The organism is Hymenobacter sp. HDW8, assembly GCF_011305775.1.
In the GTDB taxonomy this organism is placed as follows: Bacteria; Bacteroidota; Bacteroidia; order Cytophagales; family Hymenobacteraceae; genus Hymenobacter; species Hymenobacter radiodurans.
The window spans coordinates 3,394,479-3,415,214 of the sequence record NZ_CP049907.1; the positions used below are offsets into that span (position 1 = coordinate 3,394,479).

Consider the following 20,736-nt stretch of genomic DNA (forward strand, 5'->3'; position numbering starts at 1 on the left):
ACAAAACTACGCACTTGGGGGGCAAATTAGGTTGAGCGCGAAAATCGATCCGGCTTCGCTGCGTAAAAGACGTGTTAGCTGGCTTACTGAATCTTTTTGCCCTAAAATAGCCCCCCAATGCCATGCTCCTTTGCTTCAGGTTGCCGTACTAAGTCTGGTAATTTTCAAACTTCCCCTTGCTGCTTCGTTATCTCCGCCATTCTGAACTAGACCTATCTGCCTGGGAAGCTTGCATTGCGGCCGCGCCCCAGGCATTGCCGTATGCATGCGCCTGGTGGCTAGAGGCTACGGCTGGTCGTTGGGATGCAGTGGTGGAAATGAAGGAACACACCGGCACTTACGTCTCTGTATTTCCGCTGCCCCTTAAAACACGCCCTTGGGGCCGCGACGTGTATCAGCCGCGTTTTACGCAGCAGCTTGGCCTGATAACCACCGCCGCCAGCCGCCACCGCAATGTGCTCGACTATCTGGCTTTGCTGCCCGCAGGTCGTTTTGCGCATCTGTACTTGCAGTTGAGCACTCAAAACGAACTAGTAGCTGCGCCGCCCGGCTTCAAACTGGCTCCGCGCCAAACCTATCAGCTCAATCTGGCGCCTGTTTATGCTACGTTGCTTGCTGGCTATTCTCCCGACTACCGCCGCCGTCTAGGTCGTAATCAGGAACAGCCTCAGTCCTTAGTAGTTACCGAAACGACATCGGCGGCGGCTATTATTCAGTTGTTCAAAAAGGAGAAAGCGGCTGTGGGGTTGAAAAGCCAGGAATATCAGTACTTGGAGGCTCTAGTAGAAGCGTTGCCGACGCACAGCCGATTGCTGATACTGGAGGTGCGGGCGCCTGATAGCGGGGAGTTGCTGGCCGGGGCATTGTTTGTTTACCATGCCCATGTGATCATTTATTTGTTTGCTGCCGCCTCACTGGGGGCAAAAAAGTTGGTGCCCCGCTACTACTGCTCGACCATGTAATTCAGCGCTATGCAGGCTCGCCCGGCTTGGTCCTCGATTTTGAGGGCGGGATGATTCCTTCTATTGCTCGTTTTTTCGCCAACTTCGGCGCCACGCCCGTGCCTTACGCGGCCCTCACTCAAACCCGCCAACCCTGGTATCTGCAATGGATGCGCTAAACCCTACGCCCGAAGCTACTCCCGAACACTCCCAGCGCGTGCACATCGTGTGCGCCGAGCCCTCCATTGCGAATCATTTTCTGGCCGAACTGCGTGATGTGGACGTGCAGCGCGACAGCCTGCGTTTTCGGCGCAACCTTCAGCGGTTAGGTGAAATCATTGCCTATCGTATCAGCTCTTTGCTGAGCTATACTGATAAGGCGGTACAAACTCCGCTGGGTACGGCCAATAGCCAACAGCTCCGCGACTTTCCGGTGCTAGCTACCGTGTTGCGGGCGGGCTTGCCTTTTCATCAGGGATTTCTCAATTATTTCGACCAATCGCCCAGCGCTTTTGCCGCCGCCTACCGCATAGAAGGCACCTCACAAGTACAAGTGCAGGTCGATTATCTGGCTGCCCCTTCCTTGGACGAGCGAGTACTTATTCTAGCTGATCCAATGTTGGCTACGGGCAAATCGTTGGTACTTACGTATAGAGCAATGTTACGCTTTGGCACACCTCGGCAGGTACACATTGCGGCCGTGATTGCCAGCCCGGAGGGCGTAGCATATGTAACCCGCGAAATCCCAGAGGCTACACTCTGGGTGGCAGCCGTTGATGAAGGCCTCAACGCCCAGGCCTACATTATGCCCGGCCTCGGCGACGCCGGTGACCTATCGTATGGAAGCAAATTGTGAGCAGAAGTTAGTTTATGAGATATCAGCTTTACTAACACGACAATAATCTGTCAACGTATACGGAACCAAAGGCGGCACAAGCTTCGTGTTACCTTTACGCCCGAAGCTGTTGGCTGTCTTTGTCATTCAAGCTGTAACTACCTCTTGCTCGTGCTACCCGAACTTGCCAAAGAACTGGCCCAATATGCTTCTGTTTACCTGCTGAGCACTCTTAAGTTCTTTGCAGGCCCAATTGCGGGCACGGCGGCGGGCTTATCTTTCATACTCACTTGGGGGCTTACCGTGGCTGGCATGATGACCAGTGTCATTATTGTGTCGGGGGTGGGCCGTGCTTGGGCGCTGCACATTCGGAAGCGGCGTCAGCGCAAAGGAAAGCCCGTATTCAGTAAGCGCAGTCGCCGTATTGTGAGCATTTTTCGCCGCTTCGGAATGCCCGGTATTGCTTTCTTAACGCCTATTTTGTTTAGCCCTATCCTCGGTACCGTCATTGCTACTCAATTGCACGTGCCCCGTTCACGGATCTTACTCCATATGCTGTGGAGTGCGGCTCTATGGGGTGTTGCACTCACCTTCATGACTATTCAGTTCAGTCATTTGCCCATTTTTCGTCACTAACGCTACAGCTGCGAGATATAACTACGTAGAAATGCTCCCCAGACCGACGGCCTGGGGGGCATTTCTACGTAGAAAAACAAAGGCTAAAATACCCTGAAGTGGGTATTGCTTAACAGTAGATTATGGTATTGCTTTGATGTGAAGTAAGCTATAAATATTTGTGCTTTAGACAGTTCGATTTTGTCTAGTGTCTTATTATATTTAGCTCTATCCGTTGTTTAGTATCTAGCTTCCTGTTCCTCTCATCGTTGCTGCTATGAAACCTCAATCCTTCACCTTGCAAGGCCGTTCTTCAACGATACACGAACGGACGGCGGCTGCTCCTGTATTGGTTTTTTTGCACACCAATGCCTTAGGCGCCAGAGTGTATTTACCGCTATGCGAAGAAACCGTGCGGGCGGGTTATCGCCTGATGGCTTGCAGCGAGTAAACCGGAAGTGTAAAACCTGATTTTATTTGCGACGATTGCGAGCCTTGGCAACCGCTTTCTTCGCCGGCGACGACGACCGTCCCTTGGACGGATTCGCTTTGCGCCCCTTCACGCTCCGGTTCGGGCCTTCTACATAAGGCAAACCAGTGCGCTTGTCAATATCTTTTTGCAGCGGTACCTTCTTCTCGTGGAATGCGCCCTTGAAGTTCGGGTCGAGGCGGCGACGACGATCATCAATCTCCCGATCCATGCCTTGCTGTTCATCAAAGGCGGTAGCGGCCACCGTTACGTCCGGCGGCAGTGGTAATTCCGGAATAGTTTGATTAATAAGCTCTGCAATGCGACCCATGTGGTGCATTTCGGCGGCGTTAGCAAACGTAATGGCGGCTCCCGTGTGCTGGGCCCGACCCGTGCGGCCAATACGATGCACATAGTCGTCGTAAATCAGCGGCACATCAAAGTTGATGACGTGGCTTACTTGTGGTACGTCGATGCCGCGGGCTGCTACATCAGTAGCCACTAAGAAGCGCAGCTCACCGTTGCGAAATGCATCCATCGCGTTGATCCGCACATTCTGGCCTTTGTTGCCGTGAATAGCGCGTACTTCACCCGTGCTTTTGCGACCCAGAAAGTGAGCCACGTTGTCGGCGTGCTCCTTGGTGCGGCAGAAAATCATGACGCGGTTAAACTCCTCCTCATCGCGCACCAGATGGCCCAGCAAGTTGATCTTGGTGAGCAGATTAGGCACCTGATACATCGTCTGGCTGACGTTCTGGGCCGATGTGGCCGCCGGCGTCACTTCCACTCGCACCGGAAACTCCAGAAACTCTTCACTCAGGGTTGCTACCTTATCCGGCATAGTGGCCGAGAACAGCACATTCTGTCGCTTGGTCGGAATGACTTCCAGGATACGCCTGATCTGGGGCATAAAGCCCATATCCATCATTTTGTCGGCCTCGTCGAGCACTAAAGTTTTCAGCTCTTTCAAGACCAACTCGCCCTTCAGGTACAGCTCTAGTAGGCGGCCCGGCGTGGCAATAAGAATATCAACGCCCTGAGCTAAGGTTTCAATCTGCGTTTTGGGCCCCAAACCACCATAAATAGCGTAAATCCGCAGGTCGGTTTGGGTAGCGAGGCGCTTTAAGTGCGTTTCGAGCTGAATAGCCAACTCACGGGTGGGGGCCAAAATCAAGGCGCGGGGATGGATACCCTGCGCGAATTTCACTTTCATGAGCAAGGGCAAACCAAAAGCGGCGGTTTTGCCAGTGCCCGTTTGAGCGATACCGAGCACATCGTGCCCAGCGAGAAGAAGCGGAATAGTTTGCTGCTGAACCGGGGTTGGCTCCGTAAAGCCTGCTTCAGCCACGGCCGTAAGTAGCTGCTTATTGAGCTTGAAATCGGCGAAGGAAATGGGTTGGGGCGTGGCGTCGGTCATGATAAAAAAGCTAATGCGAAAGACAAAGGTACATGACTCTGGTAGGTGCACGACACGGTGCAGCTAATCGTTGGCTGGTACTGGGGGGCAAAATTGATAGTTTGAATAGGTGATATAAACGCTAAATGAGTGATGACGCATTTTTAGGAACTATGGATTAGCGTAAAAAAACTCACGTATATTTTTTGAATAACCCCAACAGACCGCTACTTTTGTCCCTCCATTACCCATATGGTAGGCATAGCTCAGCTGGTTAGAGCATCGGATTGTGATTCCGAAGGCCGTGGGTTCGAGCCCCATTGCTTACCCTAAAAAGGTCCCCGAAAGTTTTTCCGGGGACTTTTTTTTTGTTTGTGCCGTTGTCAACTTCAAATCATCTGCTTGAATCACTTTTATTCCCTCTTCTTATGAGTCTGGTAGTTATCGGTTCGGTGGCGTTCGATGCCCTGGAAACGCCTTTCGGCAAAACTGACAAAATCATCGGTGGCGCAGCTACTTATATCACGCTGTCAGCTTCTTACTCCGTAAAGCCGGTGAAACTGGTGGCTGTAGTGGGCGACGATTTTCCGCAGTCGGATGTGCTGTTATTGCAAGAGCACGGCGTAGATACAGAAGGGTTGCAGATAAAAGAAGGGGAGAAGTCGTTTTTCTGGTCGGGTAAGTATTCGACGGATCTGAATTCGCGCGAAACCTTGCAGACGGAACTGAATGTGCTGGCCGATTTCGACCCGATCATTCCCGATTCTTACCAGGATTGCAAATACCTGATGCTGGGGAATCTAACGCCCAAAGTGCAACGCTTGGTTATTCAGCGCCTCGTTAATCGGCCCAAGCTGATTGTACTGGACACCATGAACTTCTGGATGGACGTGGCGCTCGAAGAATTACTCACGACCATTGAGATGGTGGATGTGCTAAGCATTAATGATGAGGAGGCTCGCCAGCTTTCCGGTGAGTACTCGCTGGTAAAAGCGGCTCGCAAGATCATGGCCATGGGGCCTAAGTATTTGATCATCAAGAAGGGTGAGCACGGTGCGCTACTGTTCTGCAAGAACAAAGTGTTCTTCGCGCCAGCATTGCCCTTGGAAGAAGTATTCGATCCAACCGGCGCCGGCGACACTTTCGCAGGTGGCTTTATCGGCTACCTTGCTGCCACCGATGATATTAGCTTCGACAACATGAAGCGCGCCGTGATTCATGGCTCGGCAATGGCTTCGTTTTGCGTAGAGAAGTTTGGTACGGAGCGTTTGGTGAATTTGACCAAAGAAGAAATCGAAGCTCGGGAGCGTCAATTTGCCGAATTGGTAAACGTAGAGCCGATTAGCATAGAAGCGTAAGCTCGGTTAAATTAAAAAAGCCCCCAGCCACCAGTGCTGGGGGGCTTTTCTATGTATTTGCCGCAACTCTTCGGGCAACTAAATACTGCTAAGCTGGGTAAAAGAGGGAATTAATCTTCTCACCCTTAGCTCTACTCTCATGGCAGAAAATAAGAAGCCCTCGAAGAAGAAATCTGTAGCCTCCGATTCGCCGCAGAATGAAATGAATTCTGTAGCCCCGGACATGAAGGTTGGCTCCAATAGCGGCGGAACGAAAGTGCAGAATGCTAACCAGAATATACTGACTGAAGCAGGCAACGACATCAAGAACAATACCCCCGGCGGTAACGTCAACGAGGTACGTTCGGCTCGTACTAATAAGCCTCGCAGCAACCCCAATCCTACCCAGCAAAAAGCGAAGTAAAGATTGGTGTAATTTATAAAAAAGCCCCCCAGAGCTAGTTCTGGGGGCTTTTTTGTGGCTCAATCTACTGGGGTAGCAGCAGGCGCGCATATTTGATCTGAGGAGTGCTGTCGGGGTAATACTGGCGGATGATGAGCGTTTTGTCATTCAGCCAGCGTACTTCCTCTGGTCCCCAGGTATTCACTACGCGGTTCCAGCGCAACATAGGAATTCCACTTTCCAAGGACCAAACCTCCAACCCATTAGGCGAATAGCCGGCTTCCATATCGGAGTTAAATGCGACCAAATGCGTACCGTCGGGCGCCAATACTGGCCGACCCCACAGCCGGGTGCGTCGCCCAGTGTGCTGGTTTATTAGAAGCACGAACCCTGACTCCCAACGCGTGACGTCCAGCACCCAAAAGTCGCTCTTATCAAGAGGACCGCGGAAGCGGTAGATGACGTGTTTTTCCTCGTCCGGATCGGTTATATTATTCGTTAGCGTAAGTGTACGACCATTTTTGAGTGTAAGGAGGAGTTGATCAGCACGGCGTTGGGCACGGCCCCCGGCTAGCTGAATATATTTCTGTTCGGTGGTGTCGGTGTCAATGCCACTGAGGCGAGCGAATTCGGCTTCGCGAGCTGGACTAAGCTGCGCTATACTACCGTTGCGAAGCCGAAGTGTGTCAGTCTCCGAGCGTAGAACTTTGGCCGCGGGAGCCGCCGTTGCGGAGGTAGCGGGGGGCAAAACCTTCGGCTCGACGGCCGCAGTAGGTGGTCTTGCTTGAGTTTTCTCAACTTCCTGAGGACTACTGTCGCAGCTGATCAGCAGAATGCCCCCCAGCGTAAGAATAATGGGATACAAGTTCATATAAGCACAAAATTAGAAATCTTGCTTGAGCCACTGGCGAAAGCTCACCTGCTGCTCCGGCGTAGCATCGGGGCGTTTTTCAACAGTGATCTTAGGCCAAAAACGCTTGCTCGGCTCGGCTACCAGCAACACCGTAAGCAGGCGGCTCTGACGAAACACGCTTACTTCATAGCTAGGGGCCCCGCTGCTCAGCAGTACCTGTAAGTTCATCTGAACCCGTTGCCCGTTCACGGCTATTATCTCATCATCAACAGTAAGAGCCGCGGCTGCAGGCGAGTGGGGTGAGATGTTCGTTACTTCTGTTCGCTCGTTTTTGAGAATGGTTTTAAAGCCAAATACGCCTTCCGCGGCCGATACGTTTTCCTCTTGCAACAGCGTGCAGCCTACAAAGTGTAAAGCTTTAGTGAGAGGCTCTTCCAAGGGGGCTGTACCGTAAATAAAGCTGTCGAAGTATTGCCGCATGGGCCGGCCAGCTACTTCTTCTACTAAGCGGATATAGTCGTCCTCAGTGTAGCCTACGCCGGGTTGGCCAAATTCCAGCCACAGCCGCCGCAATACATCGTCGAGGCTGCGCTGATGCTTAGAAAGTTGTCGCAACGCCAGATCCAATAGCAAAGCCACCAGCGCTCCTTTATGGTATACCGATACTTTACGGTCAGGCACGCCATTCTTGTAGCCATCCAGCCAAAGGTCTACCGAAGCATCGGCTAGCGACAGGTTGAAGCGGCCATCGTCTTCATAATGCTTGCGCAGCACTGTATTTAGCTCATGAAAGTATTGTTCTGCCGTGCGCACGCCACTTCGCGCTAATAGGTACTCGCCGTAATAAGTTGTGATGCCTTCGGCGATATAGCAGGTGCGGAAGTACTGCTCCTGCGTGTAATTATAGGGTAAAAGCTCAGCCGGCCGGATGCTTTTGATGTTCCACGTGTGAAATAATTCGTGGCAGCTTACGCCCAACAGTTCTTTATACAGCACGTCTGTCATGAGCAGCTGCGCAGGTCCCAGCGTGATAACCGTAGAATTGGTGTGCTCGACGCCGTGGTAATGACTGTACGGCAGTATTTGATTGAGAAAATGGTAGTCAGCCACCGGAAAGCTGCCGAATAAGCTCAACTGCTCTTCCGAGAAAGCTGCGAAATCTTGGAGCAGGCGTGGCCAATCAGGGTCACATTCGCCCTGCACCCAGACGTGAAATGGTATGCCCTGCGCTTGGTATTCATGGTGCTGCAGCGTAGGACTAGCTATGAGCGGACACTCGATAAGGTGCTCATAACTATCAGCTTGTAGCATGTGGGGGGCTTTTTGGGGCAAGCCACAGGCAATTTGATAGGTTTCGGGCAACTCCAATGTCAACTCGCAAGGCTCCTGCTGACGACCCTCAACGTACATAAAGCATTGCACGCCATTTATGTACAACTGACTTTCATCGAGCCAAGAGCCGCCCGCATCCATCTGATGAGCATAGAAGTTGTAGCGCACCCTGACTGTGCGGCCGGCTGCACCCGGCACTTGCCAGCGGTCTTTGGTGAGCTTACGATAGGGGAGAACCTCGCCTGAATCAGCATCATCTACTACCACCCGCTGAATTTTTTGCGCGAAGTTTTGCAACTCGTAACGACCAGGACGCCAAGCAGGCAACTGCAGTTCTAGCGGTTCGGTCGCTTCGGCCGGCACTGTAAGCGTCAGCTGAATTTGCAGATAAAAGGTAAGCGGATTCTCAAATGAGACGTGATAGTGAATCATAAAGGAAAGGTATGCTTTGCGGCTGAAGTGTACGTTAGTACTCCAAAAACGAAGCAGTGTGCGGAGGTTAAATGTATACGAAGCGGATCTGCCTATAAGCTCAAGGATATGCTGGAAGGCCTTTAATAAGACTTAAAGCCAACAAAGCCGATACTACTTTTTCATACCGTTTGGCATTTACGAATGAACGCCTTACCTTTGCCGGCCATCCCCGAATAGCATTCCAAGACGATGAAAAGAACATTTCAACCCTCGCAGCGCAAGCGCCGCAACAAGCACGGTTTCCGCTCACGCATGGAAACCGCCAATGGCCGCCGTGTGCTGGCCTCCCGCCGCGCCAAAGGCCGCAAGCGCCTAACGGTATCCGACGAGGGTCGTCATAAGCGCTAAACCGCTGACGGCTCCCGCCGATTCGCCCCAGCCAGCCATATCTATGCCGCCGGGCGCGCGCTCCTACTCATTTCCGAAAGAAGAACACTTGTGTCGCAAAAAGCTCATTGACGAGCTTTTCGGCCGGGGTTCTTCTTTTGGTTTGTACCCATTGCGGTTGGTCTGGCTGCCTGCGCCTGCGCCTACTACAACTCCGCCCCAAGTGCTGGTGAGCGTATCGAAGCGCTCCTTTAAGCGAGCTGTGGACCGTAACCGCCTCAAGCGTCTCATGCGCGAGGCATACCGATTAAATAAATACCGTTTGCTGGAGGCTCCTGGGGGGCATTCTATTGCGTTGCTGGGGATTATCTATTCGGGCAAGGAAAAAAAGCCTTTCGCGCTGGTTGAAAAAAAATTAATTTCAGGGCTGGAGCGTTTGCTAACTGATGCAACCCCTACCGTTGAGGTAGTGCCTGTATCGTAGGTTGTTTTCCACGCTTTCAGCCTTTTTATGCGCAAAAAATATCTGGCCGGCCTGGTCTTAGGTGGGGCCACGTTGCTCGTCTCTTTCCGCAGTGCCTCTGATAATGAGCGCTACTTCGAGATTGCCAAGAACCTCGACATTTTCGCGACCTTATTTAAGGAAGTGAATACGTACTACGTGGACGAGATAACGCCCGCGAAAATGGTGAAAACGGGTATCGACGCGATGCTCAAGTCGCTCGACCCGTACACCAATTATATCCCAGAGGACGATATCGAGGACTTCCGCTTCATGACCACTGGGCAGTACGGCGGCATTGGGGCGTTGATATCAAAGCGGGGGACAAAAACCATTGTGCAGGCGGCCTATGAAGGCTCTCCAGCCCAGAAAGCAGGTTTGCTGCCCGGCGATGAGATTATTACTATCAACGGAATCAACGTAGCAACTAAGAACAACTCCGACATTAGTAAGCTGCTGAAAGGCCAGGCTAACTCGGTGGCCAAGTTGCTCGTGACGCGCTATGGACAGGATGTACCAACAGAAATCAATATCACTCGTGATAAGATTCAGGTAGAGAATGTGCCGTACTACGGCATGCTAACGCCTGACATCGGCTATTTTCAGTTGGCTGGCTTCACCATTGACGCTGGTAAGGAAGCACGTTTGGCGGTAATGAAGCTGAAAGAGCAGGGTGCCAAGAAAATTGTATTCGATATACGCGACAATCCGGGCGGTTTGCTCAATGAAGCCGTTAACGTATCTAACCTCTTTGTGAATAAGGGCTTGGATATTGTGAGCACCAAAGGCAAAGTCACGGACTGGAACAAGACCTATAAAGCGCTTGACGCGCCTCTGGACACGCAGATGCCGGTAGTAGTGCTGACCAGCAACCGCTCCGCCTCCGCCTCTGAAATCGTGTCTGGTGTACTCCAGGATTATGACCGGGCTGTGTTAGTTGGTAAGCGAACGTTCGGTAAAGGGTTAGTGCAGGCTACGCGGCCTTTGTCATATAATTCGCAGCTAAAAGTCACGACAGCAAAGTATTACATTCCTAGCGGGCGCTGCATTCAGGAAATAGATTACGCTCATCGGGCTGATGATGGCAGCTTAGGAAAGGTGCCTGATTCCTTGCGCACGGCTTTCAAAACGACTAGCGGTCGGGTGGTGTACGATGGCGGCGGCGTAGCCCCCGACGTAGAAGTGCAGGAGCGCACCATTGCCGATATTACTCGGGTGCTGCTACAGAAGAACTATCTGTTCGATTACGCTACCCGCTACCGCGCTGCTCACGCAACTTTGCCCCCCGCCCGCGAATTCCATCTATCGGATGCTGAGTACCAGAAGTTTATCCAGTTTTTAGGCGGAAAAGATCTGAGCTATTCTACGGATATGGAAAAAAGCCTCGCTCAGTTGAGTAGCAGGGCAAAAGAGGAAAAACATTATGACGACGTTAAAGCCGAGATTGAAGCCATCCGTCGTAAGGTTTCTACCAACAAGAGTAACGACTTAACCCGCTTCAAACCCGAAATTCGGGAATTATTAGAGCAGGAAATTGTATCGCGCTACTACTTTCAAAAAGGCCAGATCGAAGCTAGCTTTGATGACGATCCGGATATCCTGATGGCGCTGAATGTATTGAATGATCAGGCGCGGTATACGGCACTCCTAAAGCCAGGTACGCCCGAGGCTAAATCACGGCCGGAGGTGAAGAAAACAGGGGAGAAGTAGCCTTGAAGTAGTTTAGGATAAGAAAAAGCAGGCTCCGTAGGGGCCTGCTTTTTTAGTTACGCTCGCCGCAAGGCGAAGTTCATCCAATCAGCGTCGTGCTTCTTTCCAGTTGTACCTTTGCACAAATAGCCTTGGCACATGCTTATTCTTTCCCTCGAAACCTCTTCTCCTGTGTGTTCTGTAGCCGTACACCAAGCTGGTGTTCTACTAGGCCAAGCTGAACTACGACTCGAAAAGTCACACTCTTCGCACCTAAGCCTGTTAATCAATCAGTTGCTGGAAAACACCGGCCACGCACTGCAAGACGTGGCGGCAGTGGCTTTATCCGATGGACCCGGCTCGTATACAGGGCTGCGGATTGGTGGGGCGGCTGCCAAAGGATTATGCTTCGCCCTTGATATTCCGTTGCTGGCAATTAGTACGCTGCAGGCTTTAGCTTGGCAAGTGGCCGCCTATACTGCGTCGCCCGAAACCCATCTGTATTGCCCTATGCTGGATGCACGGCGTATGGAGGTCTATACTGCCTTATATACCCACGACAGCCAGGAAATTTTACCCCCCACCGCCCTTGTGTTAACTCCCCATGCGCTAGTCGAACAATTGGGTGGGCATCGTGTGTTATTCTTTGGCAACGGAGCAGTTAAATTTCAGGCGCTGCTAGCTGAGCAACCCAATGCCGGTTTTCTAGCGGGTATCGAGCCATCAGCGGTGGCGGTAGGCGCTTTGGCTTGGGGGCATTTCAGCGTCAGGAGTTTAGAGATGTTGCGTATTACGAGCCGTTTTATCTAAAGGAAGTGTATACAACCACTCCAAAGGCGAAGTAAAAAGTTGTGGAAACAATGCAACAGCGTTCCTAAGCCATATTTTTAAGAGTAGCTGAACAAAATCATCGCACCAATTTGAAGCCCTTTGGGCCTTATTTATATGGAAGAAATCATCAATCGCGTAGCACAAAGCGCCCTCACGACGCTTAATCTTGAATTGCTGCTACATTCTGGCGAGCGTGTAGTGTATGATATTAAAGACAACCTGTTTCAGGGGCTTATTCTGCGCGAAAAGGACTTTCGCGAATTTGTTAAGACCCATGACTGGGGTCAGTATGACGGTAAAAATGTAGCTATCATCTGCTCGGCCGATGCCATTGTGCCTACCTGGGCTTATATGTTGTTGGCCACAAAACTCCAAGGGCACGCCCATCGGTACGTGTTCGGCAACCTAGAAGCCTTAGAGCAGGAGTTGTTTCAAGAAGCCATTGCCGCCATCGATGCCGAAGAGTATCGCGACGCGAAAGTGGTAGTGAAGGGTTGTGGCAATATCCCAGTACCAACGTATGCTTACGTCGCTATCATGCAAAAGCTCCTGCCGGTAGCAGCCAGCATGATGTATGGCGAGCCGTGCAGCACCGTGCCATTATATAAGCGCCCTAAGGCATAAGGGCATTCAGTTTAGATCATGTCTCTTACTATAGAGTGCGCATTTTGCGCTATGCACTCCGCTTACTCTATAATAAGGAGAGCTAAACGGCTTGTATGACCAAACCTAAGGTACCCACTTACCAAATCGGCTTAACTACTGGCGTAGCCTTGGTAGTAGCCAATATGGTAGGAACAGGTGTGTTTACCACCTTAGGCCTCCAACTACTGGATATTCAGAGTGGCTTTGTGGTGCTGATGCTGTGGGTTGTGGGAGGGCTTATTGCCTTATGTGGCGCTTGGTGTTACGCTGAGTTGGCTGCCGCAATGCCCCGCTCAGGAGGTGAGTATCATTACTTGTCTCAAATTTATCATCCGGCTGTCGGATTCTTGTCGGGTTGGGTATCTGCCACCGTGGGGTTCGCCGCTCCAACGGCACTCGGCACAATGGCCCTAAGCAGTTATGCCACCAATGTGTGGCCAGCGCTGAATCCGCTATGGCTTTCTGTAACGGTAGTATTAGCGCTGACGGCGATTCACGCGACAAGCAGTCGGGCCGGAAGCTACTTACAAGTGATTATTACTGGGGTTAAAGTAATAGTCTTACTGGCCTTTATTGGAGTAGGTTGGCTGCTTGCTGAGCCCCAGCTTATTCAATTTGCCCCCCAAGCCACCGAGTGGAGCCAATTGCTCAGCCCTGAGTTTGCCGTAGCGTTGATATATGTTTCGTATGCCTACTCCGGGTGGAATGCAGTTGTTTATTTGGCGGGTGAGGTAAAAGCCCCCCAACGTAACTTACCGCGCATTTTGCTGCTAGGCACTTCTGTAGTATGCCTCTTATACGTGGCTTTAAACTTCATCTTCCTTTATTCTACACCTATTACGAGCCTCGCTGGACAAGTCGAAGTAGGATACGTAGTTGCCAATCAGCTTTTCGGAGAGTCAGTAGGGCGTCTTATGGGCGGTGTCATTGCAGGCTTGCTTCTGTCTACTGTGAGTTCTATGATTTTTGCCGGCCCGCGCATTGTGCAGATTATGGGCGAAGATCTGCCAGCCTTGCGTGAGATGGCCGCTGTAAGCAAAGCGGGAGTTCCGGTGCATGCTATGCTGTTTCAGACGGCCATAACGCTTCTCTTTCTTTTTACCTCCACTTTTAAGGCTGTATTACTCTATGCTGGCTTTATACTTAGCTTATTCACTTTTCTGACAGTAATGGGCTTGTTTGTGTTGCGCTGGCGTCAGCCCAACTTACCCCGGCCTTACCGCGCATGGGGCTACCCCTTTACGCCATTTATATTTCTGGTGCTAAGCGGCTGGACGCTGGTTTTTATTCTGCGCGACAATCCTACCGAGTCACTTTATGGACTGGCTACGCTCCTGGGGGCTTATTTGTTTATTATGCAGGACCCCGAGTACGACCCAAGTCAGTTTGACCTTGGCGTTCTCCACTCGTATACTGCCTTACCTTAACAAATAAGCTCGCTTGTGCCATACAACCCCTCTGCTCGACACTCACGCTGGAAGCAAGCTATATATCAAGTAGTATTCGAGGCAGATACGCACGCCGGGCAAGCCTTTGATGTTACTCTACTGTGGGCTATACTAATCAGCGTGTTGGTAGTAATGCTCGAAAGCGTACAGAGTATAAACCAACAGTATGGTCCTTACCTACGGGCCCTTGAATGGTTTTTTACCATCCTATTCACTATAGAATACATAATACGGCTTATTGTAGTGCGTCGGCCACTAGGTTATGCCTTTAGCTTTCTAGGTATAATTGACTTTCTAGCTATAGTTCCGACGTTTTTGAGCCTGATCATAGTAGGTAGCCAATACTTACTAATCATCCGTACTATTCGACTGCTGCGAGTCTTTCGCATTCTTAAACTCAGTCGATTCGTGGGGGAGGCTGCCGTTATAACAGGAGCTTTAAAAGCTAGTCGTCACAAGATATTAGTGTTCTTAACCTCTGTTGTGGCTATGGTTGTTATAACAGGCACACTGATGTATGTGATTGAGGGTGGAAAGAATGGCTTCACCAGTATTCCCCAAAGTATTTACTGGGCTATCGTCACGCTTACCACTGTAGGGTACGGTGATATTTCCCCAACAACTACTCTAGGAAAGGCATTAGCCTCCATTATCATGATTATGGGGTACGCTATTATCGCGGTTCCTACTGGTATCGTCACCGCCGAGCTATCGCGACCTTACCAGAAAACCTATAAGCACGTCATTTGCCACGTTTGCCAAGCCACCGATCATGAAGATGATGCTGAGTTTTGTCGTAAGTGCGGGGAGAAGCTCTAAGATCCGCTCACTTTACTCATTTTGACAGAATTACAGCTCGACCATAGTTAGACTTTCTAAGGCATTGACTTATTAAATATCTTTCAACAACCGATGAGTGGAATAGATGCTTATAAGTATTGCGCCTAGTTCTATTAAACAGCTGTGACAGTAATAAAATCAACCTTTCAAAATAATCTGAAATAGTTGGTGAGCATAACGGCTTGTGTCTCAGAATGCTGATGGTGACCGATGGCATGTGACAGGCGATGATTTGTGGAAATATCCCTTCCTTACTTGCAAACAACGATTTTATCCTGCACTTTTGCACTCCCAATCCGAAACGCGGTGGGCAAAATAGGCCAAATTGCTCCTTTGAATTAGAAGACTGCGTTTTCCTGCTTATCTGTTTGAAAACGCAGAATTCAGCAAATGAGTTTTTTTACAAAAATCTATTTGCTTCATCAATTAAAAGGTTTGTACCTTTGCACTCCCAAACCAAAAGGAGTTGGGAAGTCAAGAAGTCTCAAGGACTTTGATAAAGCTTTTAAGACGAATATCTAGCTCGAAACTTTGAGAGAAAAATTCTAAATTTTTCTTGACAATCTAAAAAGAAAGCTTACCTTTGCATCCCCGATCCGAAAGAGGGTTGGTTTTTAACAAAATAATGAGTCGCTCGACTCACAAGGCTCCTTCAATAGGAAGGGCGCATACGTTCTTTGAATGATTGGAAAGTAACGAATGGTAAACGTCTCAATTAAATTTTGGTAACAAGAGATAATGAGACAAGTAAGACCAAGCGACACGAATTAAATGATTACGTCAATACGTGAGCAAGGATCAGCCCATGACAGCAGCCTATGTTCGCATAGGTGAAGAGAATTTATACAATGGAGAGTTTGATCCTGGCTCAGGATGAACGCTAGCGGCAGGCCTAATACATGCAAGTCGAACGGGTGTAGCAATACACTAGTGGCGCACGGGTGCGTAACGCGTAACCAACCTACCTGGATCTGGGGGATAGCCCGCCGAAAGGCGGATTAATACCGCATAAGCCGTGTGAGTGGCATCACTTAGACGGTAAAGATTTATTGGATTCAGATGGGGTTGCGTAGCATTAGCTAGATGGCGGGGTAACGGCCCACCATGGCGACGATGCTTAGGGGACCTGAGAGGGTGATCCCCCACACTGGCACTGAGATACGGGCCAGACTCCTACGGGAGGCAGCAGTAGGGAATATTGGGCAATGGGCGAGAGCCTGACCCAGCCATGCCGCGTGCCGGATGAAGGCCTTCTGGGTTGTAAACGGCTTTTCTCAGGGAAGAAAAAGAGGATGCGTCCTAAACTGACGGTACCTGAGGAATAAGCACCGGCTAACTCCGTGCCAGCAGCCGCGGTAATACGGAGGGTGCAAGCGTTGTCCGGATTTATTGGGTTTAAAGGGTGCGTAGGTGGCTTGTTAAGTCCGGGGTGAAAGCCCACAGCTCAACTGTGGAACTGCCCTGGATACTGGCAAGCTTGAGAGTAGTCGAGGGTGGCGGAATGGACGGTGTAGCGGTGAAATGCATAGATACCGTCCAGAACCCCAATTGCGTAGGCAGCTGCCTAGGCTACATCTGACACTGAGGCACGAAAGCGTGGGGAGCGAACAGGATTAGATACCCTGGTAGTCCACGCCGTAAACGATGGATACTCGTTGCCAGCGATAGACTGTTGGTGACTTAGCGAAAGCGTTAAGTATCCCACCTGGGGAGTACGCTCGCAAGAGTGAAACTCAAAGGAATTGACGGGGGCCCGCACAAGTGGTGGAGCATGTGGTTTAATTCGATGATACGCGAGGAACCTTACCTAGGCTAGAATGCGCGTGACCGCCTGAGAGATCAGGCTTTCCTTCGGGACACAAAGCAAGGTGCTGCATGGCCGTCGTCAGCTCGTGCCGTGAGGTGTTGGGTTAAGTCCCGCAACGAGCGCAACCCCTACTTTTAGTTGCCAGCGGGTAATGCCGGGGACTCTAGAAGGACTGCCTGCGCAAGCAGTGAGGAAGGCGGGGACGACGTCAGGTCATCATGGCCCTTACGCCTAGGGCTACACACGTGCTACAATGGCCGGTACAGAGGGTCGCTACTGCGCGAGCAGACGCCAATCTCACAAAACCGGTCTCAGTTCGGATCGGAGTCTGCAACTCGACTCCGTGAAGCTGGAATCACTAGTAATCGCGTATCAGCAATGACGCGGTGAATACGTTCCCGGGCCTTGTACACACCGCCCGTCAAGCCATGGAAGTCTGGTAGACCTGAAGCTGGTGCTCGTCACAGAAGCCAGTTAGGGTAGAACAGGTAACTGGGGCTAAGTCGTAACAAGGTAGCCGTACCGGAAGGTGCGGCTGGATCACCTCCTTTCTGGAGCGACCTTGCTCACGACGTAATCAATTGTGTCAATTGTCTTGCATATTATTCGTTACTCCTTTCATTCAACGTTTTTAGGATTCACTATATACCTATCAATATAGGTGTAAAGTTGACTCGGGCTAGTAGCTCAGGTGGTTAGAGCGCGACACTGATAATGTCGAGGTCCGTGGTTCGAGTCCACGCTGGCCCACAGGGGGAAGGCGGGAGAGAGAACACACGGGGGATTAGCTCAGCTGGCTAGAGCACCTGCCTTGCACGCAGGGGGTCAACGGTTCGAATCCGTTATTCTCCACATAAGTTGTCTATAATAGGTAGATAACAAGGAGGCTAAACAGTACTAGTTAGCAGGCTTGGCGACAGGTCGCTAGCAACAGTGTCTTCAACAGGAAGACAGATGTTCTTTGACGTAGGATAACGAGTAAGAAGAAAAAGAAAGAAGCGAGGACTACTTTTAGTGGTTTCTTGTTATGAGCCCTCCTTTCCTTGCGGAAGGAGATAAGGTAAGTAAACAAGGGCACACGGGGGATGCCTAGGCTCTCAGAGGCGAAGAAGGACGTGATAAGCTGCGAAAAGCCGCGGGGATTGGCACATACGAGGTGATCCGCGGGTATCCGAATGGGGCAACCCACCTGTGTGAAGCACAGGGGCGTCTATCTTTAGTGGTAGACGGGCAAACCCGGGGAACTGAAACATCTAAGTACCCGGAGGAACAGAAAATAACAATGATTCCCTAAGTAGTGGCGAGCGAACGGGGACGAGCCCAAACCGGGTTGGTTACGGCCAGCGCGGGGTTGTAGGACCTCAACATCTGATTGTTTGATTTTAGCTGAACGACGTGGGAAAGTCGACCATAGACGGTGAGAGTCCGGTAAGCGAGAGAATCAAGCACGGTAGAGGATTCCTGAGTAGGGGGGACCGGAGAAATCCCCTCTGAATCCAGCGGCACCATCCGCTAAGGCTACATACTCCTGAGAGACCGATAGTGAACCAGTACCGTGAGGGAAAGGTGAAAAGAACCTCGAATAGAGGAGTGAAAAGAACCTGAAACCGTGTGCTTACAAGCGGTCGGAGCCCTTTTGTGGGGTGACGGCGTGCCTTTTGCATAATGAGCCTACGAGTTACTCCTCCCTGGCAAGGTTAAATGACTCAAGTCATGGAGCCGCAGCGAAAGCGAGTCTGAATAGGGCGCAGAGTCAGGGGGGTAGACGCGAAACTTTGTGATCTACCCATGACCAGGGTGAAGGTTGGGTAAAACCAACTGGAGGCCCGAACCAGTTTCCGTTGAAAAGGATTTGGATGAGTTGTGGGTAGGGGTGAAAGGCCAATCAAACTGAGAAATAGCTCGTACTCCCCGAAATGTATTTAGGTACAGCGTCGGCGTTGAGTTACGTGGAGGTAGAGCTACCGATTGGACTAGGGGGTGTCAAAGCCTACCGAATCCAGACGAACTCCGAATGCCACGTAATATAGCCGGCAGTGAGGCGTGGGGTGCTAAGGTCCCATGCCGAGAGGGAAAGAACCCAGACCATCCGCTAAGGTCCCTAAATTCGGACTAAGTTGAACAAAGGAGGTCCACTTGCCTTGACAGCCAGGATGTTGGCTTGGAAGCAGCCATTCATTTAAAGAGTGCGTAACAGCTCACTGGTCGAGCGAGAGGGCATCGATAATACGCGGGCATCAAGTCCGGTACCGAAGCGATGGATTTGCATTATATGCAAGTGGTAGGGGAGCATTCTAGCAGCGGTGAAGGTATGCTGTCAGGCGTGCTGGAGCGGCTAGAAAAGCAAATGTAGGCATGAGTAACGATAAGGCGGGTGAGAAACCCGCCCCCCGATAGACTAAGGTTTCCTGCTCAACGCTAATCGGAGCAGGGTTAGTCGGGACCTAAGGCTACGCCGAGAGGCTACGTCGATGGACAGCTGGTTGATATTCCAGCACTTACAATGAGAAGTGATGCAGTGACGCAGAAGTGAAAGTACCGCGGGCGGACGGAAGTGCCCGTTGAAGCGCGTAGGTATAGAGACAGTAGGTAAATCCGCTGACTTTGCTGAAACGTGATAGTACCCTACGGCCTCGGCCACGGGGATAGTGTACCTAATCAGACTGCCAAGAAAACCTGCTAAGCGTTTTAATCTTATTGTAACCCGTACCGCAAACCGACACAGGTAGTCAAGGAGAGTATCCTGAGGGGCTCGAGTGAATCACGGCCAAGGAACTCGGCAAAATGGACCTGTAACTTCGGGAGAAGGGTCGCTTCCTTGTCGCAAGACAAGAAGCCGCAGTGAAAAGGCCCAGGCGACTGTTTAACAAAAACACATGACTTTGCGAACGCGTAAGCGGAAGTATAAGGTCTGACACCTGCCCGGTGCCGGAAGGTTAAGAGGGGAACTTAGTCGCAAGGCGAAGGTTTGAATCGAAGCCCCGGTAAACGGCGGCCGTAACTATAACGGTCCTAAGGTAGCGAAATTCCTTGTCGGGTAAGTTCCGACCTGCACGAATGGTGTAACGATCTGGGCGCTGTCTCAGCCGTGAGCTCGGTGAAATTGTAGTCTCGGTGAAGATGCCGAGTACCCGCCACGGGACGGAAAGACCCCGTGCACCTTTACTATAGCTTGACATTGACGCTGGGTAACACATGTGTAGGATAGGTGGGAGGCTACGAGCCGGGGGCGCCAGCTCTCGGGGAGCCAACGTTGAAATACCACCCTTGTGTTACTCGGTGCCTAATCTCCGAGACGGGGAAACAGTGTCTGGTGGGTAGTTTGACTGGGGTGGTCGCCTCCAAAAGAGTATCGGAGGCTTTCAAAGGTCCGCTCAGTACGCTTGGTAACCGTACGCAGAGCGCAATAGCAGAAGCGGGCTTGACTGTGAGGCCTACAAGCCGAGCAGGGTCGAAAGACGGATATAGTGATCCGGTGGTTCCGCATGGAAGGGCCATCGCTCAAAGGATAAAAGGTACGCCGGGGATAACAGGCTGATCTCCCCCAAGAGCTCATATCGACGGGGAGGTTTGGCACCTCGATGTCGGCTCGTCACGTCCTGGGGCTGGAGAAGGTCCCAAGGGTTCGGCTGTTCGCCGATTAAAGTGGCACGCGAGCTGGGTTCAGAACGTCGTGAGACAGTTCGGTCCCTATCTGTGGTGGGCGTTAGAGATTTGCGAGGACCTGTCCTTAGTACGAGAGGACCGGGATGGACCAGCCGCTAGTGCACCGGTTGTGGCGCCAGCTGCAGCGCCGGGTAGCTACGCTGGGATGAGATAAGCGCTGAAAGCATCTAAGTGCGAAACTCACCTCAAGATGAGATCTCTCATATACGAAGAGTCGTGGTAGACTACCACGTCGATAGGCTACAGGTGGAAGGTCCGAAATGGCCGAGCCGAGTAGTACTAATGACTCGAACACTTACCTAATACCAGCTCTTTTCTGTGGCTTC

At 51.2% G+C, this 20,736-nt stretch carries 17 protein-coding genes, 3 tRNA genes and 2 rRNA genes; 19 read left to right on the forward strand and 3 right to left on the reverse strand.

Features of this window, described 5'->3' with window-relative positions:
* Nucleotides 1–176 precede the first annotated feature (176 nt).
* The 5 genes from G7064_RS14430 to G7064_RS14445 all read left to right on the forward strand — a co-directional run bounded on the left by G7064_RS14430 (nt 177) and on the right by G7064_RS14445 (nt 2,842).
* The gene (locus tag G7064_RS14430) at nt 177–962 is read left to right on the forward strand and encodes a GNAT family N-acetyltransferase (protein WP_166074142.1); all 786 of its coding nucleotides are present in this window, start codon (nt 177–179) and stop codon (nt 960–962) included.
* 26 nt (nt 963–988) lie between these two features.
* Nucleotides 989–1,120: a hypothetical protein gene (locus tag G7064_RS22765; RefSeq protein ID WP_262888613.1), complete on the forward strand. Its 132-nt coding sequence runs from the start codon at nt 989–991 to the stop codon at nt 1,118–1,120.
* On the forward strand, nt 1,108–1,797 hold the full coding sequence (gene upp / locus G7064_RS14435; protein WP_133274128.1) for a uracil phosphoribosyltransferase: 690 nt from the start codon (nt 1,108–1,110) through the stop codon (nt 1,795–1,797). The genes G7064_RS22765 and upp overlap by 13 nt, the downstream gene beginning before the upstream one ends.
* A 150-nt stretch (nt 1,798–1,947) precedes the next feature.
* Nucleotides 1,948–2,412 (forward strand): hypothetical protein, encoded by a 465-nt coding sequence (locus G7064_RS14440; RefSeq protein WP_240935509.1) that lies wholly within the window; start codon nt 1,948–1,950, stop codon nt 2,410–2,412.
* A gap of 256 nt (nt 2,413–2,668) precedes the next feature.
* Nucleotides 2,669–2,842 carry a hypothetical protein gene (locus G7064_RS14445; protein ID WP_165963661.1) on the forward strand — a complete coding sequence of 58 codons (174 nt, stop codon included), beginning with the start codon at nt 2,669–2,671 and terminating at the stop codon, nt 2,840–2,842.
* A 22-nt stretch (nt 2,843–2,864) separates the two neighbouring features.
* Here the strand turns inward: G7064_RS14445 and G7064_RS14450 are convergent, their stop codons facing one another.
* The gene (locus tag G7064_RS14450) at nt 2,865–4,277 is read right to left on the reverse strand and encodes a DEAD/DEAH box helicase (RefSeq protein WP_166074143.1); all 1,413 of its coding nucleotides are present in this window, start codon (nt 4,275–4,277) and stop codon (nt 2,865–2,867) included.
* A gap of 234 nt (nt 4,278–4,511) precedes the next feature.
* On the opposite strand from G7064_RS14450, the gene G7064_RS14455 reads away from it, so the two are divergent.
* From G7064_RS14455 to G7064_RS14465, 3 genes are all read left to right on the forward strand, one after another.
* Nucleotides 4,512–4,585: transfer RNA gene (locus G7064_RS14455), tRNA-His, on the forward strand.
* 99 nt (nt 4,586–4,684) lie between these two features.
* Nucleotides 4,685–5,614 (forward strand): PfkB family carbohydrate kinase, encoded by a 930-nt coding sequence (locus G7064_RS14460; RefSeq protein ID WP_166074144.1) that lies wholly within the window; start codon nt 4,685–4,687, stop codon nt 5,612–5,614.
* 139 nt (nt 5,615–5,753) lie between these two features.
* The gene (locus tag G7064_RS14465; RefSeq protein ID WP_166074145.1) at nt 5,754–6,017 is read left to right on the forward strand and encodes a hypothetical protein; all 264 of its coding nucleotides are present in this window, start codon (nt 5,754–5,756) and stop codon (nt 6,015–6,017) included.
* Between the two features lie 64 nt (nt 6,018–6,081).
* On the opposite strand, the gene G7064_RS14470 is transcribed toward G7064_RS14465, so the two are convergent.
* Nucleotides 6,082–6,867: a hypothetical protein gene (locus G7064_RS14470; protein ID WP_166074146.1), complete on the reverse strand. Its 786-nt coding sequence runs from the start codon at nt 6,865–6,867 to the stop codon at nt 6,082–6,084.
* A 12-nt stretch (nt 6,868–6,879) separates the two neighbouring features.
* On the reverse strand, nt 6,880–8,613 hold the full coding sequence (locus G7064_RS14475; protein ID WP_166074147.1) for a M61 family metallopeptidase: 1,734 nt from the start codon (nt 8,611–8,613) through the stop codon (nt 6,880–6,882).
* A 231-nt stretch (nt 8,614–8,844) separates the two neighbouring features.
* Here G7064_RS14475 and rpmH point away from each other — a divergent pair, with 231 nt between their 5' ends.
* The 11 genes from rpmH to G7064_RS14530 all read left to right on the forward strand — a co-directional run bounded on the left by rpmH (nt 8,845) and on the right by G7064_RS14530 (nt 20,713).
* Entirely contained in the window at nt 8,845–9,003 is a 159-nt protein-coding gene (rpmH, locus tag G7064_RS14480; RefSeq protein WP_084444044.1) for a 50S ribosomal protein L34, read from the forward strand.
* Nucleotides 9,004–9,046: 43 nt separating this feature from the next.
* On the forward strand, nt 9,047–9,466 hold the full coding sequence (locus G7064_RS14485) for a ribonuclease P protein component (protein ID WP_166074148.1): 420 nt from the start codon (nt 9,047–9,049) through the stop codon (nt 9,464–9,466).
* A gap of 27 nt (nt 9,467–9,493) precedes the next feature.
* On the forward strand, nt 9,494–11,194 hold the full coding sequence (locus tag G7064_RS14490) for a S41 family peptidase (protein ID WP_166074149.1): 1,701 nt from the start codon (nt 9,494–9,496) through the stop codon (nt 11,192–11,194).
* Nucleotides 11,195–11,332: 138 nt separating this feature from the next.
* The gene (tsaB, locus tag G7064_RS14495; RefSeq protein WP_317172770.1) at nt 11,333–11,983 is read left to right on the forward strand and encodes a tRNA (adenosine(37)-N6)-threonylcarbamoyltransferase complex dimerization subunit type 1 TsaB; all 651 of its coding nucleotides are present in this window, start codon (nt 11,333–11,335) and stop codon (nt 11,981–11,983) included.
* A 135-nt stretch (nt 11,984–12,118) separates the two neighbouring features.
* Entirely contained in the window at nt 12,119–12,628 is a 510-nt protein-coding gene (locus G7064_RS14500) for a DUF2480 family protein (RefSeq protein ID WP_166074150.1), read from the forward strand.
* A 95-nt stretch (nt 12,629–12,723) separates the two neighbouring features.
* Complete coding sequence (locus G7064_RS14505) at nt 12,724–14,076, forward strand: APC family permease (RefSeq protein WP_166074151.1); 1,353 nt, start codon at nt 12,724–12,726, stop codon at nt 14,074–14,076.
* A gap of 153 nt (nt 14,077–14,229) precedes the next feature.
* Complete coding sequence (locus G7064_RS14510) at nt 14,230–14,916, forward strand: ion transporter (RefSeq protein WP_317172772.1); 687 nt, start codon at nt 14,230–14,232, stop codon at nt 14,914–14,916.
* Between the two features lie 866 nt (nt 14,917–15,782).
* A 16S ribosomal RNA gene (locus tag G7064_RS14515) occupies nt 15,783–17,295 on the forward strand.
* A 125-nt stretch (nt 17,296–17,420) separates the two neighbouring features.
* Nucleotides 17,421–17,494: transfer RNA gene (locus G7064_RS14520), tRNA-Ile, on the forward strand.
* Nucleotides 17,495–17,522: 28 nt separating this feature from the next.
* Nucleotides 17,523–17,596 (forward strand) — tRNA-Ala (locus G7064_RS14525).
* Between the two features lie 206 nt (nt 17,597–17,802).
* A 23S ribosomal RNA gene (locus G7064_RS14530) occupies nt 17,803–20,713 on the forward strand.
* The 16S and 23S rRNA genes sit together here with 2 tRNA genes alongside, the layout of an rRNA operon.
* The last annotated feature ends 23 nt before the right edge of the window (nt 20,714–20,736 follow it).